Origin of the sequence: Pseudomonas sp. Sample_16 (assembly GCF_004307665.1) — a bacterium.
In the GTDB taxonomy this organism is placed as follows: domain Bacteria; phylum Pseudomonadota; class Gammaproteobacteria; order Pseudomonadales; family Pseudomonadaceae; genus Aquipseudomonas.
Genome location: NZ_RCOB01000052.1, coordinates 63,087 through 79,456 on the forward strand (window position 1 = coordinate 63,087; position 16,370 = coordinate 79,456).

The 16,370-nt window shown below is 62.0% G+C and carries 17 protein-coding genes; all 17 read right to left on the reverse strand.

Features of this window, described 5'->3' with window-relative positions; all coding sequences use genetic code 11:
• Positions 1-29: 29 nt before the first annotated feature.
• The 17 genes from D8U69_RS07235 to D8U69_RS07315 are packed head-to-tail and all read right to left on the reverse strand — an operon-like array spanning position 30 to position 16,367.
• Positions 30-1,256 (reverse strand): beta-ketoacyl-ACP synthase, encoded by a 1,227-nt coding sequence (locus D8U69_RS07235; protein WP_056852283.1) that lies wholly within the window; start codon positions 1,254-1,256, stop codon positions 30-32.
• Entirely contained in the window at positions 1,256-1,984 is a 729-nt protein-coding gene (gene fabG / locus D8U69_RS07240) for a 3-oxoacyl-ACP reductase FabG (protein ID WP_130903916.1), read from the reverse strand. The genes D8U69_RS07235 and fabG overlap by 1 nt, the downstream gene beginning before the upstream one ends.
• A complete protein-coding gene (locus tag D8U69_RS07245; RefSeq protein WP_056852285.1) occupies positions 1,981-2,442 on the reverse strand; it encodes a hotdog family protein in 462 nt (153 codons plus the stop codon). The genes fabG and D8U69_RS07245 overlap by 4 nt, the downstream gene beginning before the upstream one ends.
• Positions 2,439-3,635 carry a beta-ketoacyl-[acyl-carrier-protein] synthase family protein gene (locus tag D8U69_RS07250; protein ID WP_130907004.1) on the reverse strand — a complete coding sequence of 399 codons (1,197 nt, stop codon included), beginning with the start codon at positions 3,633-3,635 and terminating at the stop codon, positions 2,439-2,441. Before D8U69_RS07250 ends, D8U69_RS07245 begins: the two co-directional genes overlap by 4 nt.
• The gene (locus D8U69_RS07255) at positions 3,632-4,135 is read right to left on the reverse strand and encodes a hypothetical protein (RefSeq protein WP_177434553.1); all 504 of its coding nucleotides are present in this window, start codon (positions 4,133-4,135) and stop codon (positions 3,632-3,634) included. The genes D8U69_RS07250 and D8U69_RS07255 overlap by 4 nt, the downstream gene beginning before the upstream one ends.
• Positions 4,135-4,860, reverse strand: a complete 726-nt coding sequence (locus D8U69_RS07260) for a class I SAM-dependent methyltransferase (RefSeq protein WP_130903918.1) — start codon at positions 4,858-4,860, stop codon at positions 4,135-4,137. Before D8U69_RS07260 ends, D8U69_RS07255 begins: the two co-directional genes overlap by 1 nt.
• Complete coding sequence (locus D8U69_RS07265; RefSeq protein WP_130907005.1) at positions 4,857-6,104, reverse strand: NAD(P)/FAD-dependent oxidoreductase; 1,248 nt, start codon at positions 6,102-6,104, stop codon at positions 4,857-4,859. Before D8U69_RS07265 ends, D8U69_RS07260 begins: the two co-directional genes overlap by 4 nt.
• Positions 6,091-7,251 (reverse strand): sodium:proton antiporter, encoded by a 1,161-nt coding sequence (locus D8U69_RS07270; RefSeq protein WP_130907006.1) that lies wholly within the window; start codon positions 7,249-7,251, stop codon positions 6,091-6,093. The genes D8U69_RS07265 and D8U69_RS07270 overlap by 14 nt, the downstream gene beginning before the upstream one ends.
• Positions 7,248-9,587 carry an MMPL family transporter gene (locus D8U69_RS07275; RefSeq protein WP_130907007.1) on the reverse strand — a complete coding sequence of 780 codons (2,340 nt, stop codon included), beginning with the start codon at positions 9,585-9,587 and terminating at the stop codon, positions 7,248-7,250. The genes D8U69_RS07270 and D8U69_RS07275 overlap by 4 nt, the downstream gene beginning before the upstream one ends.
• On the reverse strand, positions 9,571-10,272 hold the full coding sequence (locus D8U69_RS07280; RefSeq protein ID WP_056852291.1) for an outer membrane lipoprotein carrier protein LolA: 702 nt from the start codon (positions 10,270-10,272) through the stop codon (positions 9,571-9,573). The genes D8U69_RS07275 and D8U69_RS07280 overlap by 17 nt, the downstream gene beginning before the upstream one ends.
• Positions 10,269-10,694: an acyl-CoA thioesterase gene (locus tag D8U69_RS07285; RefSeq protein ID WP_056852292.1), complete on the reverse strand. Its 426-nt coding sequence runs from the start codon at positions 10,692-10,694 to the stop codon at positions 10,269-10,271. Before D8U69_RS07285 ends, D8U69_RS07280 begins: the two co-directional genes overlap by 4 nt.
• Complete coding sequence (locus D8U69_RS07290) at positions 10,687-12,231, reverse strand: aromatic amino acid ammonia-lyase (protein WP_130907008.1); 1,545 nt, start codon at positions 12,229-12,231, stop codon at positions 10,687-10,689. The genes D8U69_RS07285 and D8U69_RS07290 overlap by 8 nt, the downstream gene beginning before the upstream one ends.
• Positions 12,212-13,153, reverse strand: a complete 942-nt coding sequence (locus D8U69_RS07295) for a glycosyl transferase (RefSeq protein ID WP_056852294.1) — start codon at positions 13,151-13,153, stop codon at positions 12,212-12,214. The genes D8U69_RS07290 and D8U69_RS07295 overlap by 20 nt, the downstream gene beginning before the upstream one ends.
• On the reverse strand, positions 13,150-13,884 hold the full coding sequence (locus D8U69_RS07300) for a glycosyltransferase family 2 protein (protein ID WP_130903925.1): 735 nt from the start codon (positions 13,882-13,884) through the stop codon (positions 13,150-13,152). The genes D8U69_RS07295 and D8U69_RS07300 overlap by 4 nt, the downstream gene beginning before the upstream one ends.
• Entirely contained in the window at positions 13,877-15,574 is a 1,698-nt protein-coding gene (locus D8U69_RS07305; protein WP_130907009.1) for an acyl-CoA synthetase family protein, read from the reverse strand. Before D8U69_RS07305 ends, D8U69_RS07300 begins: the two co-directional genes overlap by 8 nt.
• Positions 15,571-16,116 carry a hypothetical protein gene (locus tag D8U69_RS07310; protein WP_130907010.1) on the reverse strand — a complete coding sequence of 182 codons (546 nt, stop codon included), beginning with the start codon at positions 16,114-16,116 and terminating at the stop codon, positions 15,571-15,573. The genes D8U69_RS07305 and D8U69_RS07310 overlap by 4 nt, the downstream gene beginning before the upstream one ends.
• On the reverse strand, positions 16,113-16,367 hold the full coding sequence (locus D8U69_RS07315) for an acyl carrier protein (RefSeq protein ID WP_028622164.1): 255 nt from the start codon (positions 16,365-16,367) through the stop codon (positions 16,113-16,115). The genes D8U69_RS07310 and D8U69_RS07315 overlap by 4 nt, the downstream gene beginning before the upstream one ends.
• Positions 16,368-16,370: the final 3 nt, after the last annotated feature.

Here is a 16,370-nt window from a genome sequence, read left to right on the forward strand (position 1 = left end):
AATTCAAAGTCGTTCGGTAGTTTGCCGCGTTACGCCCAGCGCTTGAAAATCAGCGAAGTATTCACCCCGCCAAACGCAAAATTGTTGTTCATCACGTAACGGTTGCTCATCTGCCGGAACTCGCCGCGCAAGTAGTCCAGCTTGCCGCAATGCGGGTCGACGTCGTCGAGGTTGAGGGTATGGGCGTAGAGGTCGCGGTTCATCATTTCGATGCTGAACCAGGACTCCAGCGCACCGCAGGCGCCGAGGGTGTGGCCGAGGAAGCTCTTTTGCGAGCTGATGGGCATGTGTTCGCCAAACAGGCTGCTGGTGGCCAAAGTTTCGGCGATGTCGCCCTGTTCGGTGGCAGTGCCGTGGCCGTTGACGTAACCGATATCCGACGGTTGCAGCCCCGCGTCTTCCAGTGCCAACTCCATCGCCCGGCGCATGGTGACTTGTTCGGGACGGGTGGTGTGCTGGCCGTCGGCGTTGCTGCCGAAACCGACGATTTCGGCATGGATGCGTGCGCCGCGCGCGAGGGCGTGCTCCAGCTCTTCGAGCACCAGCATGCCACCCCCTTCACCGATCACCAGGCCGTCGCGGCCGCTGTCATAAGGACGTGGCGACAACTGCGGGGTGTCGTTCTTCAGGCTAGTGGCGTAGAGCGCGTCGAAAACCATGGCTTCGGTCGGGCACAGCTCTTCGGCGCCGCCGGCGAGCATCAGCGGCAAGCGGCCGAACTTGATGGCCTCGTAGGCATAGCCGATGCCCTGGCTGCCGCTGGTGCAGGCGCTTGACGTCGGGATCAGGCGGCCGGTGAGGCCGAAGAAAATGCTGATATTGGCCGCCGTGGTGTGCGGCATCATCCGCACATACGAGTTGGCGTTCAGGCCCTCGGCCACCGAATTGAGCAGCATGTTGCCGAACGCCTTGATCTCGTCGGTGCTGCCGGTGGACGAACCGCAGGCGACGCCCATGCGTCCATCCTTGATCGATTCGTCGTCGAGCAGTCCGGCGTCCGTCAACGCCTGTTCCGCCGCGCCGACTGCCAGCCGGGAAACACGGCCCATGCTGCGCAGTTGCTTACGGGTCCAGTGGCTCGGCACCTTGAAGTCGTCGATAGGCCCCGCCAGGCGCGTGTTGAGCTCGGTGAATCGATCCCACTCGTCCATCCGGCGGATGCCGCTGCGGTTGGCGGCGAAGTTGCCGACGATGGTCTGCCAATCGCTGCCGAGTGAGGTGATGCCGGCCATGCCGGTGACGACGACGCGCTTCATCAGCACAGGCCTCCGTTGACGGCCAGAACCTGCCGGGTGATGTACGAGGCTTCCGCGGACATCAGGAAATTCACTGCGCCTGCCACCTCTTCAGGTGTGCCCATGCGTTGTGCGGGAATCATTTTCATCAGTTCTTCCACCGGCACGTTTTCGTCGAGCATGGCCGTGTCGATCAGGCCGGGGGCGACACAGTTAACGGTAATTTTGCGCTTGCCCAGTTCAATCGCCAATGCTTTCGCCGCGCCGATCAGGCCGGCCTTGGAGGCGCTGTAGTTGACCTGGCCCCGGTTGCCGATCAGGCCGGACACCGACGTGATGCAGACAATCCGCCCGGCGGCGCGACGACGGATCATCGGCATCATCACCGGGTGCAACACGTTGTAGAAACCGTCGAGGTTGGTGCGCATCACCACATCCCAATCATCCTCGCTCAGTGCCGGAAAAGCACCATCACGGGTCAGGCCGGCGTTGAGCACCACGCCGTAATAGGCGCCGTGGGTTTCGACGTCGGCCTCAAGCATCGCTTTGCACATGGCGCGGTCGCTGACGTCGAATTGCAGGATGCGTGCCTTGCGTCCCAAGGCTTCGATGTCGGCTTGCACGGCCATGGCCTCGGTCAGTCCACTGCGGCAATGCAGCACGATGTCATGCCCGGCCTGGGCCAGGCGCAAGGCGATGGCGCGGCCGATACCACGGCTGGAACCGGTGACCAGTACGGATTCAGTCATGACTGGACTCCTGCGGGTTCATGAAGATATTGAGCCGCCTGCGGCGGGCGGTACACGTTCAGGCGGGCGGTGGCGTGAATGCCTGGCCCGTCGATGTGGCATTCGAACACGCCCATGCCGTTGTCGTCCTCCAGCGAGCGGATGCCGTGGATGGTCAACTCGCTGCCGGCCGGGAAGTTTTCGACGTTGCACTCGAACTTGCGGCTGCCGAGCAGAAAGCCCAAGGCCACCGTTTCGCCGCGCTGGCGCGCATGACAACCGGCGAAGGCGGCGACGCTCTGGGCCATCAGTTCGATGCCAACCCAGGCCGGCAAACTGCCGTCAGGCAGGCTGAACAAGCCATCAGGCTTGACGGTGAGGCGGGTGTGAATCTGCTCGTCATCGAATGCCAGGATCTGATCGATAAAGATCATGTCGCCGGCGTGAGGCAGCAGTTCGGCGAGCGGCCAGTCAATCATGGGGCGTCTCCGATAATCAGGCTGACGTTGTTGCCACCGAAGGCAAAGGAATTGCTCATCAGGAAGCGAGGTCCTGTGGACGCCATTCGATCGGCCGGGGTCACCCATTTCAGGGGCGGTAACGCCGGGTCCGGTTGGCCATCCCAGATGTGCGGCGGCAGGGCGTGCGCGTGGTTGTCCTTGCTCAGGCTCAACCAGCAGAACGCCGCTTCCAGTGCCCCGGCGGCGCCGAGGGTATGACCGGTCATGGGTTTGGTCGACGAGCAGGGGACACCTTGCGCAAACAGCGCATTCACTGCCTGACTTTCCATGGCGTCGTTGTGCTGGGTAGCGGTGCCGTGCAGGTTCAGGTAGCCGATTTGTTCGGGCTGTAATTGGGCCTGGTTCAAAGCCTTGCGCATCGCTTGTCGGGCTCCACGGCCGGTCGGTTCCGGCGCGGAAATGTGATGGGCATCGGAGCTGGCGCCGCTGCCCAGCAAGGCAATCGCCTGGCTGTCACTGGACTGTTTGCTCATCAGGAACAGCACCGCCGCTTCACCGATGTTGATGCCGTTGCGGTTTACCGAGAACGGATTGCAGCGTTGCCCGGACACCGCCTCCAACGCTGAGAAACCATTAAGGGTCAGCTTGCACAATGTGTCGACGCCACCGCACAGCACCACGTCGCAAACGCCCAGATCGAGCAGTCTCCGGGCGCTCATCAATGCCCGGGCGCTGGAGGTGCAGGCGGTGGAAATCACATAGGCGGGACCGCTCAGTTGCAACCAGTCGGCGAGGAAATTTGCCGGTGCGCCGAGTTCCTGTTGCTCATAGTCATATTCGTTCGGGAACTGCTGCTCGCGCACGTACTGAGCCAGCCCCTGACTGGCCTCATCGATGCCCGAGGTGCTGGTGCCGAGCACCACGCCGATGCGATGACGACCGTAGGTCTGGATCGCTTGATCGATGTCCTGGCGAATTTGCAGGGCGGCTTCGAGCAACAGTTGATTGTTGCGGCTGCGCTGCCGACTCAGCTGTGGCGGAATCGCCGCAAGCTCGCCCTGCACCGCGCCTACGGGCAACGAACGCTCCGGCACCCAGCCAGTTTCACTGCGCATGCCGGAGCAGTCGCCAGCGAACAGGTTGCGGGCGACTTGCGCCTTGCCGCGCCCCAGCGAGCAAATCACCCCGAGGGCGTTCAGGTAGGCCGTCATGGGGTGTCACCGCTCAGGGGCGTGATTTGATAATTCGGGCCTTTTGGCAAATTCAATTCGAAGCTCGAGGGTTGTGAATAATGAACGTCCCAGCGCGCTGGCAGCGAACGTTGCGCGCCGTGTTGCCAGGCGCTGGGGTAGTTGCTGTGTAATTCGTCTTTCGGGGTCAGCGCGAACAGCAACGCGGCGAACAGTTCTCGGGCTTCCGGGTTGGGCGGCAGCAGGCCATCGGCGCGCCACGAGCCGTCGACCAGGTTCTGGCGTGCCTGGGGAATGCCCAGCAGGTCCATCATCGACCAGCGAATGGCCGGACCTTCACGCTGGATCACCAATACCCAGTCTTGACGCTGTTCGGCCTGCAAGCGCTGGATGTGAAATTGCAAAGGCAACGAAAGGCTTGGGGTTTGTTCGGGCAGCGGCGGCTGGCTGGCACAGGCGCTGAGCAGCAGGACTGCGACCGATAGAAGAAATCGCATGGCGAAGCGGTTGACGAAAAACATCACACAGCACCTTCAAGAGGTTTGCGCGCCACCACATTGACCAGCGTTTCTTCCCGTTGGCCAAAAGGCTTCGGTTGGCGCAAGCCCATACGTTCAAGCAGGCCGAAATCCCTGGCGCGGCTCCACCACAGGTACGGATAGGACACGTTTTTTTCCGTGAATTGAAAACCCTGTCGACGAATCATCGCCAGATACTGCGCGGCACTCTTTTGCACGTGCATCGGGTGGCGGAACAACCAGCGAATCACCCAGGTATCAATGTAAGCCTCGGTGGATTCCGCGAACAGCAGGTAACCACCCGGCTTGAGCACGCGATAGAACTCGGCGAGTGCCTGTTCCTGCTCGACCAGATGATGGAATGTCTGGTGGCAGAACAGCAGGTCGACGCTGGCGTCGGGCACGGCCAGGGTCGCGCAATCGCTGCCGAGCAATTCTACCGTCAAACCTTGGCCAGCTGCTTCTGCGCGGCTCTGGTTCAGGCTTTGCGGGTCGGCGTCCACGCCGATCAGACGCTCGGGCATGAAGGCCTGTTGCAGATAGCGAAATGACTTGCCTTGACCGCAACCGGCGTCCAGCAACACCGGACGGCTTGGCAACACGTCGCCGAACAGGCGCTGCAGATCATTGATCGCCACGCGCAGCACATGATGCTGCCAGGTGTGGCTGCGCAGGAACCAAAGCCCGAAACGGGTCTCTTCGACGTAAGTGTTGCTCAAGTAGCTCATGTGGCGTCCCTTGAACACAGCTGCGACAACATCCGCAGTCGGCGTTTGGGTTCGGCGACGAACGGGTTGCGCTCATCCCAGGCATAACCGGCGAGGATCGAACTGATCATGCGGCGAATGTCCGGGGCACCGCCAGGGAAATAAATCACGTCCTGGAAAGTCCCGGCATACCAGCCCTCGACGTAGCAGCGGAAGGTATCCACACCGCGCTTGAGCGGTTCGGCGAACTCGCGTTGCCAGTCGACGGTTTCGCCTTGCAACTGACGGTGCAAAACCGCAGCGGCCATGCTCGCCGAACGCATGGCGATGGTCACGCCGGAGGAAAACACCGGATCGAGGAATTCCGCCGCGTTGCCCAGCAAGGCAAAACCCGGCCCGTGCAGGGTTTTGACGTTGGCCGAGTACCCGCCGATGGTACGCGCCGGTGTGTCCCAAACGGCGTTGGTCAATACGCCGGCGAGGCTCGGCGTTTCGGCAATGAAGCCGCGCAGGCAATCGTCCAGATTGTCGGTGCGACCCTCGAAATGTTCCGCTGAAGCGACCACGCCGACCGAGCAACGTCCGTTGCTGAACGGGATGGTCCAGAACCACACATCGCGCTGGGTGGGATGGGTGGTGACGAGGATTTTGCTGCGGTCGAAATTCGGCGCGTCGATATGGTCTTCGACATGGGTGAACACGGCCTGGCGCAGCGGGAAATTCGACGGCGCCTCCAGGTCGAGCAGGCGCGGCAGCACACGCCCGTAACCGCTGGCATCAAGCATGAAATCCGCTTCGATCCGATACTCACTGCCATCCTCACGCCTGACGCCGAGCAGTGGCTTGGCTTGATCGATATCGACGCTGACGATGGTTTCGCCGTAGCGGATCTCCACGCCCTGGAGGGCGGCCTGATCGGCCAGCAGCTTGTCGAAGTCGGCGCGCTGGACCTGAAACGTTGTCGGTTTGCCTTGGGTGAACGTATCGCCGAAATCGAAGCTGCTGTAGCGCTCGCCCCAGGCGAACGCAGCACCGGTCTTCAGCTGGAAACCGGCCGCATTGACGGCATCGAGCATGCCCGCTTCTTCGACGAAATCCAGGCAATGCGACAGCAGGCTCTCGCCGATGGAAAACCGGGGGAAATGCTGTCGCTCAATGACCAGCACGTCATGGCCCTTGCGTTTGAGCAGCGCAGCGGCGATAGCGCCGGAAGGGCCGGCCCCGATGACCACGATCGGGCGACGTTGCAATTCAACGGTTGGCATGAGGGCTCCTTGCCGGGGCGGCAGCGTTCAGGGGAATTCGGTGCATACCGGCGAGTGCCGGCAGCAGTGTCGCGACCAGGCCCATCAGCATCAATGCAAAGTACAGCGCCGGGCTGATCAGCTGTTGTTGCAGCAGCAGGTTGAGAAAGACGATCTCACTCAAGCCGCGAATGTTCAGCAGCACGCTTTCGCGCCAGCGACTGGCGCCCTGGAACGAGGCGCCGGCCCAGCCCAGGCCGATCCAGTTGCCCAGCAGTTTGCTGGCGATCGGCAACAGCAGCAGCGCCACCAGTTGCAGCCAGCCAAGGCTGTCCATCGCGCTGTGCACGTTGATCTGCACGATGCCGAAGGTGAGGATCAACGGGATGGCGATGTAGGTCTGCAGGCGGCTCATCCAGATCGCCGGCAGCGGCAGCACCAGCGGCGCCTTCAGCGCGGCCATGATCAACACATAACCGATGCCGAAAATCAGCGCATTGAGCTTGTAGTGTTCGGCGACCACCAGCAGGGCGAAAAAGCCCAGGCTGTAGAGCCAGGTCTGGCGCAGTCCGAGTAGCCGCAGCAACACGGGCAGGCAGGCCCCGGCCAAGGGCAGCAGGAGACTGCCCAGGTGCAGGCTGCCTTGGGCGAGGGCAAAGAGGGTCCAGCAGGCGAGGTCGATCAGGATCGCGGTCTGTACCAGTCGACGGGTGGCGGCTGGCGGGTAATCGATGTGTCGCAGGTACAGGTACAACACTGGAATCGCAGTGATGGCAAACAACAAACCAACGGCCAGCGAGCTGATCCACGGTTGCGGCGGCAGCAGCCAGACCGCGGTGGCGAGGCCGCAGACGAACGGAATACAGAAACTCGGCAGAGCGATTTTCAGGCTTCGGCGGTCCAGTTGCAGATCGATCACATCGCTGAGGATATAGCCCAACAGCAGTGCAAAACTCAGGCTGTAGAGGTTTTTCAGCCAGATGGGCGACACCAGCGCCGCGCCGCTCAGTTGCCATTGCGGCTCGATCCAGAAGAACATCAACAGCGGCAGGCCAATGGTCGCCAGCAACAATTGGCTGACGATCGGGATCAGGCCGACGTGGCGACCGACGCGAGTCGCCACGGCGAACAACGCCAGGGCCATTAGCCAAAACACAACGATCATCATGTTGTCGGCTCCGCAACAGGTAGCGCATGCATGTGGCGCCCGGCCCAGGGGGCAAGCAGGAAACTGAAGATCAGCCCCAGGCTAACCGACAAGCCGAAATTACTCACCGCGGGCGTACTGGACACCGCCAGCAAGCCGAACGACAGCCAAGTGGTCAATGCCGCCAGCAAGGTGCCCAACAGGCTCACGGCGGCGCCACCGACCTGTTCGCGCATGAGGATCGCGTAGTCGACGCTGATCGCCGTCACCAGCAGCAGGCCGAACAGGCTGAACAGCGTCAGCGGCTGCCCCAGCCAACCGAGGCTGGCCAGGCTGCACAGTGCGGCCAGCAGCGGCAGGGACACAATGCGCAGTGCGCCGCCAAAGCCGAACGGCACGACCAACACCAGCACGATCAGCACACAGGAAGCGAGTTTCAGTTCGGCAGCGCTGATTTGAGTGGCAGCGAAAACACGGTTCAGCTCACCCAGTCGATCCACCAGTACCACCCCCGGTAAATCTTCAGCCTGGACTTGCAGCAAGTTCGGGTTGGTGATGCCTTGCAGGCTGACCATGGCCGCTACGCCGTCATCGGTCGGCCCCAGCCACAACAAGCGATAAGGTTCCGCCAGCGGCCCGGCCAGGGCACTGTCGATGTCTTCGACGGGCAGTGCTTGCAGCTGGGTCAACTCCGCTTGCAACGCCGCGACCGGCACGCCGACATCCAGCAGCGGCTGCCAGAACTGCGGCAGTTTGCCCAAGGCTTGGCGAACGTGTTGCTGGTCATTTGACGGGCTGACCAATTGGTCGAGCGACAGATAGCCCTGAAGTTTTTCCAGATTGACCAACTGATCCAGACGTTCGCTCAAGGCACTTGATCGTTCGAGCAATTGCTGTTGGTTGGCGGCCCGCACCAGGAAGAACTGGCTGGTGGGTTGATAGCCGGTGATCCGTGCGATGGTTTGTGCTTCGTCGGTCAATTGCTGCGGTGCACCGACCCATTGGCGAATGTCGTTTTTCGTTTGCAGTTGCAGCAGGCCAGCGACACAGAAAGCGAGCAGCAGCACCAGCAGCACCGGCGTGCTCAGGATCTTGAGCAAGTCTTCGCGACGAGCCAGCAAAAACTCGGAAACCTGCAGCGGCCATTGCGCCGGGCGCAACTCCACACCCTTGAGCAGCGCCGGCAACAGGCATACGGCGGACAGATAAGCTCCCAGCAGACCGGCGGCGGAGAACACCGCAATCTGGGTCAGCGCGGGGAACGGCGTCCAGGCCAGGGCCAGGTAGCCGATGGCGCTGGTGATCAGGCTCAATGTCAGGCCCGGCAAAGTCAGGCGTAGCGCTGGCCAGCTTTGCCAGGGTTTCAGGCTCCAGCTCTTGGACAAATAGTGCAATGGATAATCGACCGCGACGCCGATCAGGCTCGACCCCAGCACCAGGGTCATCACGTGCATATGACCGAACAGTGCCACACACGCCACCGCGCCGAACAGCATGCCCACCAGCACCGGGACAAATGCCAGCAACACACGCCAGCGGCGGAAGGCCAGAAGCAACAGCAACAGGATGCCGACGGTGGCACCACCGCCGACCCAGGTCATCTCACGGGACGCCTGTTTCTGACCATTGGCGGCATAGAGCAGGCCGCTGGCGGCCAGCAGTTGCACGTCAGACGTAGCGGCTTCTTCGCGGCTTTGTGCAAGCAGATCGGCCACTTGCAGCGGCAGGCTCATGTCGAAGGCGTTGCCGGTGGTGCGGGCGCGCAGCAGTACCCAGCTCTTGCCGTCGGCATCGGCAATCAACGCGCCGCTGCCGAGGTCCAGTTGCACCGCACCGTGCTGCGGCTGGCTGTTCTGGATGCGTCCGGTCAGGCCCAGCCAGTCGTCCTGGCTTGGCACCAGGCTGAAGCCGGTGAAAGGGTCGAACAGCGCTTGTACGCGTTGCTGGATAAAGGCGTCGGGATGCTCGATCAATTGCTGGCGATCGTCCGCCGAGAGCATCGACAAACGGCCCTGCAACAGTTGCGTGCGCAGCGCCGGCAAATCGGCTTGCAGGTTCCACTGGACCTTCTCGAACAAACCACTGGCCTGCCATTGATCGCCGAGTTTTTGCGCCATGGCGATGGCCTGCTCACGATGTTCATGGCCGACCAGTACCAGCATTTCGCGATTCAGTGGTTCCTGCATGCGTTGTTCGGCGCGCAGTTCCAGAGCGTCGGGCGCAGTGCCCGGCACCAGTTCCATCAGGTTGGCCGACAACGGTGCACCGTTGCGCCATTGCCAACCGGCGAGCGCAACCACGGCCAGCAGCAGGATCACGAACAGCCACGGCAGCCTGCGTTCACTGGGCAAAGTCATGTTGCTCCGCGTCGCTCAAGGGTTGGGCACTGGTGCTGTCCTGCATGCGCAACAGGGTGCTGTCGCCCTGGGTTTCAAGCAATTCGATGCTGTGCACCAGTTCACCGCCGGCAATGTTGATCTGGTTGAACACCTGCTTGAGCAGCATCGAACGCGGTAGCAGGGTCAGTTTCCAGTTCTGCGCGTCGCCGCTCAAGGACAGTTCGAAATCCCGTTGCAGGCCGCTGCTGTCGCCTTGCAGCACAGCGAGGAACAAACGGTTCTGCTCGGCGCCCGCGCTTTTGCCAGGCAGCATCTGCCAGCTGTTGCCGTCGCGTCGGGCAATACCTTGGGTGGTGATGCGGTAATCCTGTTGTAACGGGGTTTTCAGTAGCCACAGCAGACCGTATTTTTTCGCCAGGACAAACGTGCCTTTGCTGGTCAGTGGCTGGGGCAGGGCACGCAGGTGCTTTTCCTGGATGAAGTTGCCGTGGATGACGTCGGGCTTGGCCAGTTGATCGCTGAGCTGTTGCAGATCGAATGCCTGAGCCAACCCCGGAATGCCCAACACCACGCACAACACTGCAGGAGCGAGCCTGCTCGCGAAAAAACCGAGAACGCCGCAGGGTTTGGCCCCGGCGTCATCGTTAACGACCATCGCTGGCAAGCCAGCTCCCACAGGGGACCGGGGGTGGCGGAACATCATGGCAAGGCCCTTTCGACGGCGTCGGTGAAGACTTTGGGGGAAGCCAACAACATCTCGCGGTTGCTCATGTCGACCGCGACTTGCACGGAAACCGCGCGGGTCAGGCGTTCGCCGGTTTGCGCATCGCTGATCAGGTAGTTGATCTTCAGACGGTTTTCCCATTCCACCAGATTGGCTCGCACGTTGAGCTTCTGGCCGAACACCGCACCGCGCACGTAGCGCAATTGCAGGTCGATCACCGGCCACGCGTAACCCGAGTCGGACATCGCGGTGTAGTTGTGGCCGATCTTGTCCAGCAACGCGCAACGGGCGATTTCCAGGTATTTGACGTAATGACCGTGCCAGACGACGTTCATGCTGTCGACGTCAAAGAACGGTACGAGGATTTCCGTATCGGTGTGCAGCACTCCCTTGCTACGCATGCAGCCTCCAGTGTTGTTCGGCGATCCGTTTCAGGCACAGGCGCAGTTCGCCTTCCAGCGCACGATCTTCGATGACCGGCGGGAAGTCTTTGCCCAACGCTTCGTGCATGGCCGCGAGCGCTGGCGGCAACGGTCGCGCGTCCTCGGCCTGACCACGCAGCCAGACGCCTTGGTTGGCGGCGAGCAATGTGGCGGCGGCGACCTGTTCGGTCAATTCCAGTACACGGATCGCATCGCGGGCGGCGATGGTGCCCATGCTCACCTTGTCCTGGTTGTGACACTCGGTAGAGCGCGAGAACACGCTGGCCGGCATGGTGTTTTTCAATGCTTCGGCGGTCCAGGCACTGGTGCCGATCTGCACGGCCTTGAAACCGTGGTTGAGCATCGCTCGGTCGGCTGTGGCACCGGAGAGATTGCTCGGCAAACCGTGGTTGTAGCGCTCATCCACCAGCAGGGCGAGTTGCCGGTCCAATAGGTCGGCGACGTTGGCGACCAGGTTTTTCAAACTGTCCATGGCGAACGCGATGTGGCCGCCATAGAAGTGCCCGCCATGCAAAACACGTTCGGCTTCGGCATCGATGATCGGGTTGTCGTTGGCGCTGTTGAGCTCGATTTCAATGAATGAACGCAACCAGTTCAGGCTGTCGGCCAGCACGCCAAGGACATGGGGCGCGCAACGCAGGGAATAGCGGTCTTGCAGGCGATGCAGCGGTGCGGTCGGGGCGTCGATCGCCAGATCCTTGCGCAGCCACGCGGCGACCTGCATCTGCCCCGGATGGGGTTTGGCGGCGAACAGGCGCTCGTCGAAATGCTCGGGATTACCTTGCAGCGCGACCACGTTCAGCGCGGTGATGCGCGTCGCCAGTTGCAGCAGGTAGTCGGCGCGGGCGAAGGCCAGGCAGGCGAGGCCAGTCATCACGGCGGTGCCGTTCATCAGCGCCAGGGCTTCTTTCGGACGCAGCACCAGCGGATTCCAGCCGAGCTCGCGATGCACCTCGGCGGACTGGCGGCGTTCGCCGCGGAACATCACTTCGCGTTCACCAGACAGCGTGGCGGCGACGTAGGACAGCGGCGTCAGATCGCCGCTGGCGCCGACCGAGCCCTCTTCCGGAATCAGCGGCAGAATGTCGTATTCAAGGAAGGCTTGCAGGCGTTCCAGCAGTTCCACCCGCACCCCCGACACGCCGTGGCACAGTGACTGCAACCGGGCCGCCAGCACCGCACGGGTGGCCTGGGCGTCGAGCAATTTGCCCAACCCGCAACCGTGGAAGGTGTACAGATGCTGCGGCAGCGCTTCGACGTGATGCAGCGGCACCGCCACCACACAGGAATCGCCGTAACCGGTGGTCACGCCGTAGATCACGCCTTCCTTGTCCAGCAGAGAGTCGAGGAAACGAGCGCCCTTGGCGATGCGCTCGCGGTAGGCAGCGTCGCTCTGCAATTGCGCCGGCGCCTGGCGGTTGGCCAGGGCCAGCACGTCTTCGATGCGCAAAGGGAGTTCGCCGAAGGTTACCGGCTCAAGCGTTGGCGTCGTCATCGGTCTTCCAGAAAGGGTAAAAGTTGAACCATTGTTGAGGCGCGTCGAGGCAATAGTGACTCAGGCGCTCGGCGTAGCGGGAGGCCCACTGATGAATGACCTGCTCGCGATCCGTACGTTTCCAGATGATCGAGTCCGCAAAAGGCTCAATGGTCAGGCGATAGTCACCGTCGGGTTTCTTCAGGCACAGCAACAGGTTGACCGGGCATTTCAACAAACCGGCCAACAGCCACGGCCCTTGCGGAAACCTGGCCGGATGGCCAAGGAAATCCACTGTCACGCTGCGCCCGCCATGCAGTGGCACGCGGTCGCCGGCAATCGCCAGCCACTCGCCGCGCTCCAGGCGCTCGTGCAGTTGCAGCATGATCACCGGGTCCAGTTCGCTGACCTGGATCAGGCGCAGATTGGTCGCGCCGGCTTCGCCGAGCAAGCGGTTGAATTGCTCGGCGTGTTTGGTGTGCACCAGCACATTCATGGTGACCTTTTCGCCGATTTCCGCCAGTGCGCGGCAGACTTCGAGATTGCCCAGGTGAGCGCCCACCAGCATCTGCCCGCGAGTACCGCGCAACTGATTGCGCAGTAGCGCCGGGTCGATGATTTCGATCTGCTCGATGCTCAACTTGCCGTTCCACACGTCGAGTTTGTCGAGCATGGAGTCGGCGAAGGCCATGAACTGGCCGAACACTCGCCAATGGCTCGGGCGCAATTCATTGCGACCGCTCCACTCGGCCAGGCGTTGCTGATATTGCCAGGCACTGTGGCGGGCGCTGCGGCCGAACAGGAAGAAATACAGGACGATGCCGTACAGCAGCGGGCTCAGCAGGCGACGGCCAAGCACTTTGGCGGCGACCGCGGTAAATTTCATCAGCCAGAAACTGCCGCGCTCTTCGCGGTCGGCCCAGTGTTGCTTTTGCGCGTTCATGCTCGCCACCGCCGCCAGAGGATCACCGGTGAACGCAGCAACATGCCGAAAAACAGCCGGGTGTGCATGCTCGATATCAGTACGTTGTCGTAGAACAGGCGGAAATGCGAAACACCGTCCAGCGGGTAATGCACTTTGGTTTGCAGCCATTGCATCGGTTGGTTGCGCCAGGCCAGGCGTACCAGGATGTCCGAGTCGAAATCCATGCGTTTGCCGATTTTTGCCGACTCGATCAGTGCCAGAACCGGCGGCAGCGGATACACACGGAAGCCGCACATCGAGTCGCGAATCTGCAGCGACAGCGTGTTGATCCAGACCATGACGTGGGTCAGGTAGCGGGCGTACAAGCGGCCTTTGGGCACGCTTTCATCGTACTTCGGGTAGCCGCAGATCACCGCTTGCGGATGCTTGCGCGACAGTTCGATAAAGCGTTGCACGTCTTGCAGGTCATGCTGGCCGTCGGCGTCCACTTGCAAGGCGTGGCTGAAACCCAGGCGCGACGCTTCACGCAGGCCGGTCATGACCGCGCCGCCCTTGCCCTGATTGGCTGCGAGGCGAATCAGGTAGACCATTTCGCGTTGCGCCAGTCGATCAAGCACCCTGGCGCACGCCGGGCTGCTGGCATCATCCACCAGAATGCACGGCAGATGGCGGGCAATCAGCGCATCGACCACGGTGGTGATTGCACTTTCGTGGTTGTACACCGGAATGACTGCGCAGGGGCTATGCATGCTGGTTTGCACCTGCAAGTGCGGGTTCCAGCAAAATCCGCCCGCTGGAGCAGGTCGCTGTTTCATTGCGATAGGCAAAGTACAGTTTGCTGCGGTCCGGGTCGAAACGCAGGTGCAATTGGACTTCATCCCCCGGACGCACCAGTTGCTGGAATTTCAGCACTTCCATGCCGGCGAACTTTTCCGGCAAGTTCATCAATTGCTGGCCGAGGTTCAGCGCCCACTCCACTTGCACCACGCCGGGCAATACCGGCGCCGTGGGGAAGTGACCACTGAAATAGGCAAGATCCGGCGGTACGGCCAGTTGCAGGCTCCACTCGCCTTCGGTTTCGAGCTGTTCCAGAATTTGCGGCGCCTTGGGGCGTGGCGCCAGCAGCAAGGCTTCGACGTCGGCCTGGGGCAGTTTGCCCTGGGTGTTCAGCGGTAGTTGTCGCAGCAAGCGCCAGCGCCGTGGCAGGGCCAGCGCTTCGCAATGCTGGCTCAGGTGTTGGCGCAATTGTTCAGTGAGCGTGCGTCGTCCTTGATTGCGCAAGGCATGAAGGCCCGCTTCTGTCAGGACCAGCAATGCACCCAGTGAAGCGCGATTTTCCTGGACGACGCCAAGGCGCGCTTCGGCCACCCATGCATGGGTCATCAACGCCTGTTCCAGCATCGGCAGCGAAATGCGCTTTTCTTCCAGTTTGACGATTCGGTCCAGCCGCCCCAGCAACTCGAAACGGCCGTCAGCGACAATTCGCGCGGCATCGGCGGTATGTTCGACATGGCCGGCGGGCAAGTAGGGTGAGGCGATGAGCAGTGCGCCGTCAGCGTCCTGGCTCAAGGCGACATCGGCGAAGGGTTGCCAGAGCGTTGGCCCCTGGCGCCAGGCGATGCCGCCGGTTTCCGAGCTGCCAAAAATTTCTGTCGGCCATTGATGGAGGCGTTGGTACAAGATCTTAGCCGCCTCGGCCGGCAACGCGCCGCCGGAAGAAAATACCCGGCGCACTGCGCTCATGGCGGGCCAGTCGAGGTTGTCGCCCATGCGCTTGAGCAGTGCCGGGCTGGCCACCCAGGCGAAAGCCGGATGCTGGCGACTGGCGCGTTGCAGGTCTTCCGGAAACGCCAGTTGCCTGCGCGTGAACGGGCGTCCGGCACACAGTGGCCAGAGCACGCGGAACAGCAGGCCGTAGATGTGTTGGGTGGCAACGCTGCCGATGATGCATGCCGGGCCGAGATCGGCGCCCCACAGCTGTTCCAGGGCCTCGACCTCATTGGCCAATTGCCGCAGGTTTTTTTCGATGCGCTTGGGCTCGCCACTGGATCCGGACGTGCACAGGCTCAGCCGGCATTGATCCAGATCCAGTGCGGCGGCGCTGAGCGGTGCATGTCGGTAAGCGCTCAGCTGAGCATCGTCGGGCTGATCGGTGAGCCACAGGTCCACTTCCTTCGACCAGCGCTGGCGGGTTTGCGCTTGCAAGTCTGCGGGCAGCAATACGCTGACCCCGGCACGCCAGGCACCCAGCAGGGCAATCGCCAGATCGGCGGCGTCTTCAAGGTGCACGGCAATGCGCTGCACACCCTGGGCTTGCAGGCCGGCGGCCAGGCTCAGGGCCTGGGCACACAGATGTGCGTGATCGAGCGGCGGCTCGGCCGTTACGGCTCGCTGCGGCTCGGCCTTGAGCAGCAGCTGCTCAAGTTTTATCCAATTCATGGGTGGCCTCGTACCCGTTGTCGTATCAGCCATTCAATGGCAAACATCAGGCCTATCAATCCGTAGGAAATAAGACCGGTGTACAACATCCACCAGTTCAGTGGCGCCCACAGCGTCAGGGCGGCGGCGCACAAACCGTTGCACAGAAAAAACACGCTCCAGGCGATGGTCACCTGGCGGGTATAGCGAATGGCCTTGGCGGGCAAGTGCGGTTCGCGCAGACGGGCCAGGCGTTCGACCATTGGCGGGCCGTACATCAGACTCGATCCGAACAGCGCCAGCATGAAACCGCTGATCAGCACCGGATACCAACGCAACAACGCCGGGCTGTCGAACAGCGCCAGCAGCAGGCAAAAGACGATGGCTGCCGCGGCCATCCACAGGCTGCCGGGCTTTTGTCGGCCGCTCAGTGCGCGGGCCAGCCACAGGCTGCCCAGCAGCAAACCGAATTGCCACGGCGCGAAATGCTCCATGCCGAAATACACCGCAAAGGGGTACAGCAGGCCTGCCAGCAGCAGGCCAAGGCCGATCAGTCGGCTCATGCGGCCGGTTGAACCAGACGGTAGACCGCCTCGACGACGTCGCTGACGGTACGCACCGATTTGAATTCTTCGGCGGCGATTTTCTTGCCGGTCTGACGTTTGATGTGGTCGATCAGGTCAACCGCGTCGATGCTGTCGATTTCCAGATCCTGATACAGGTTGGATTCGAGGCTGACGCGCTCGGGCTCCAGTTCAAACAGCTCGACCAAGGCATCGCGCAGGGTGTTGAAAATGTCGTCACGAGTTTGCATGGT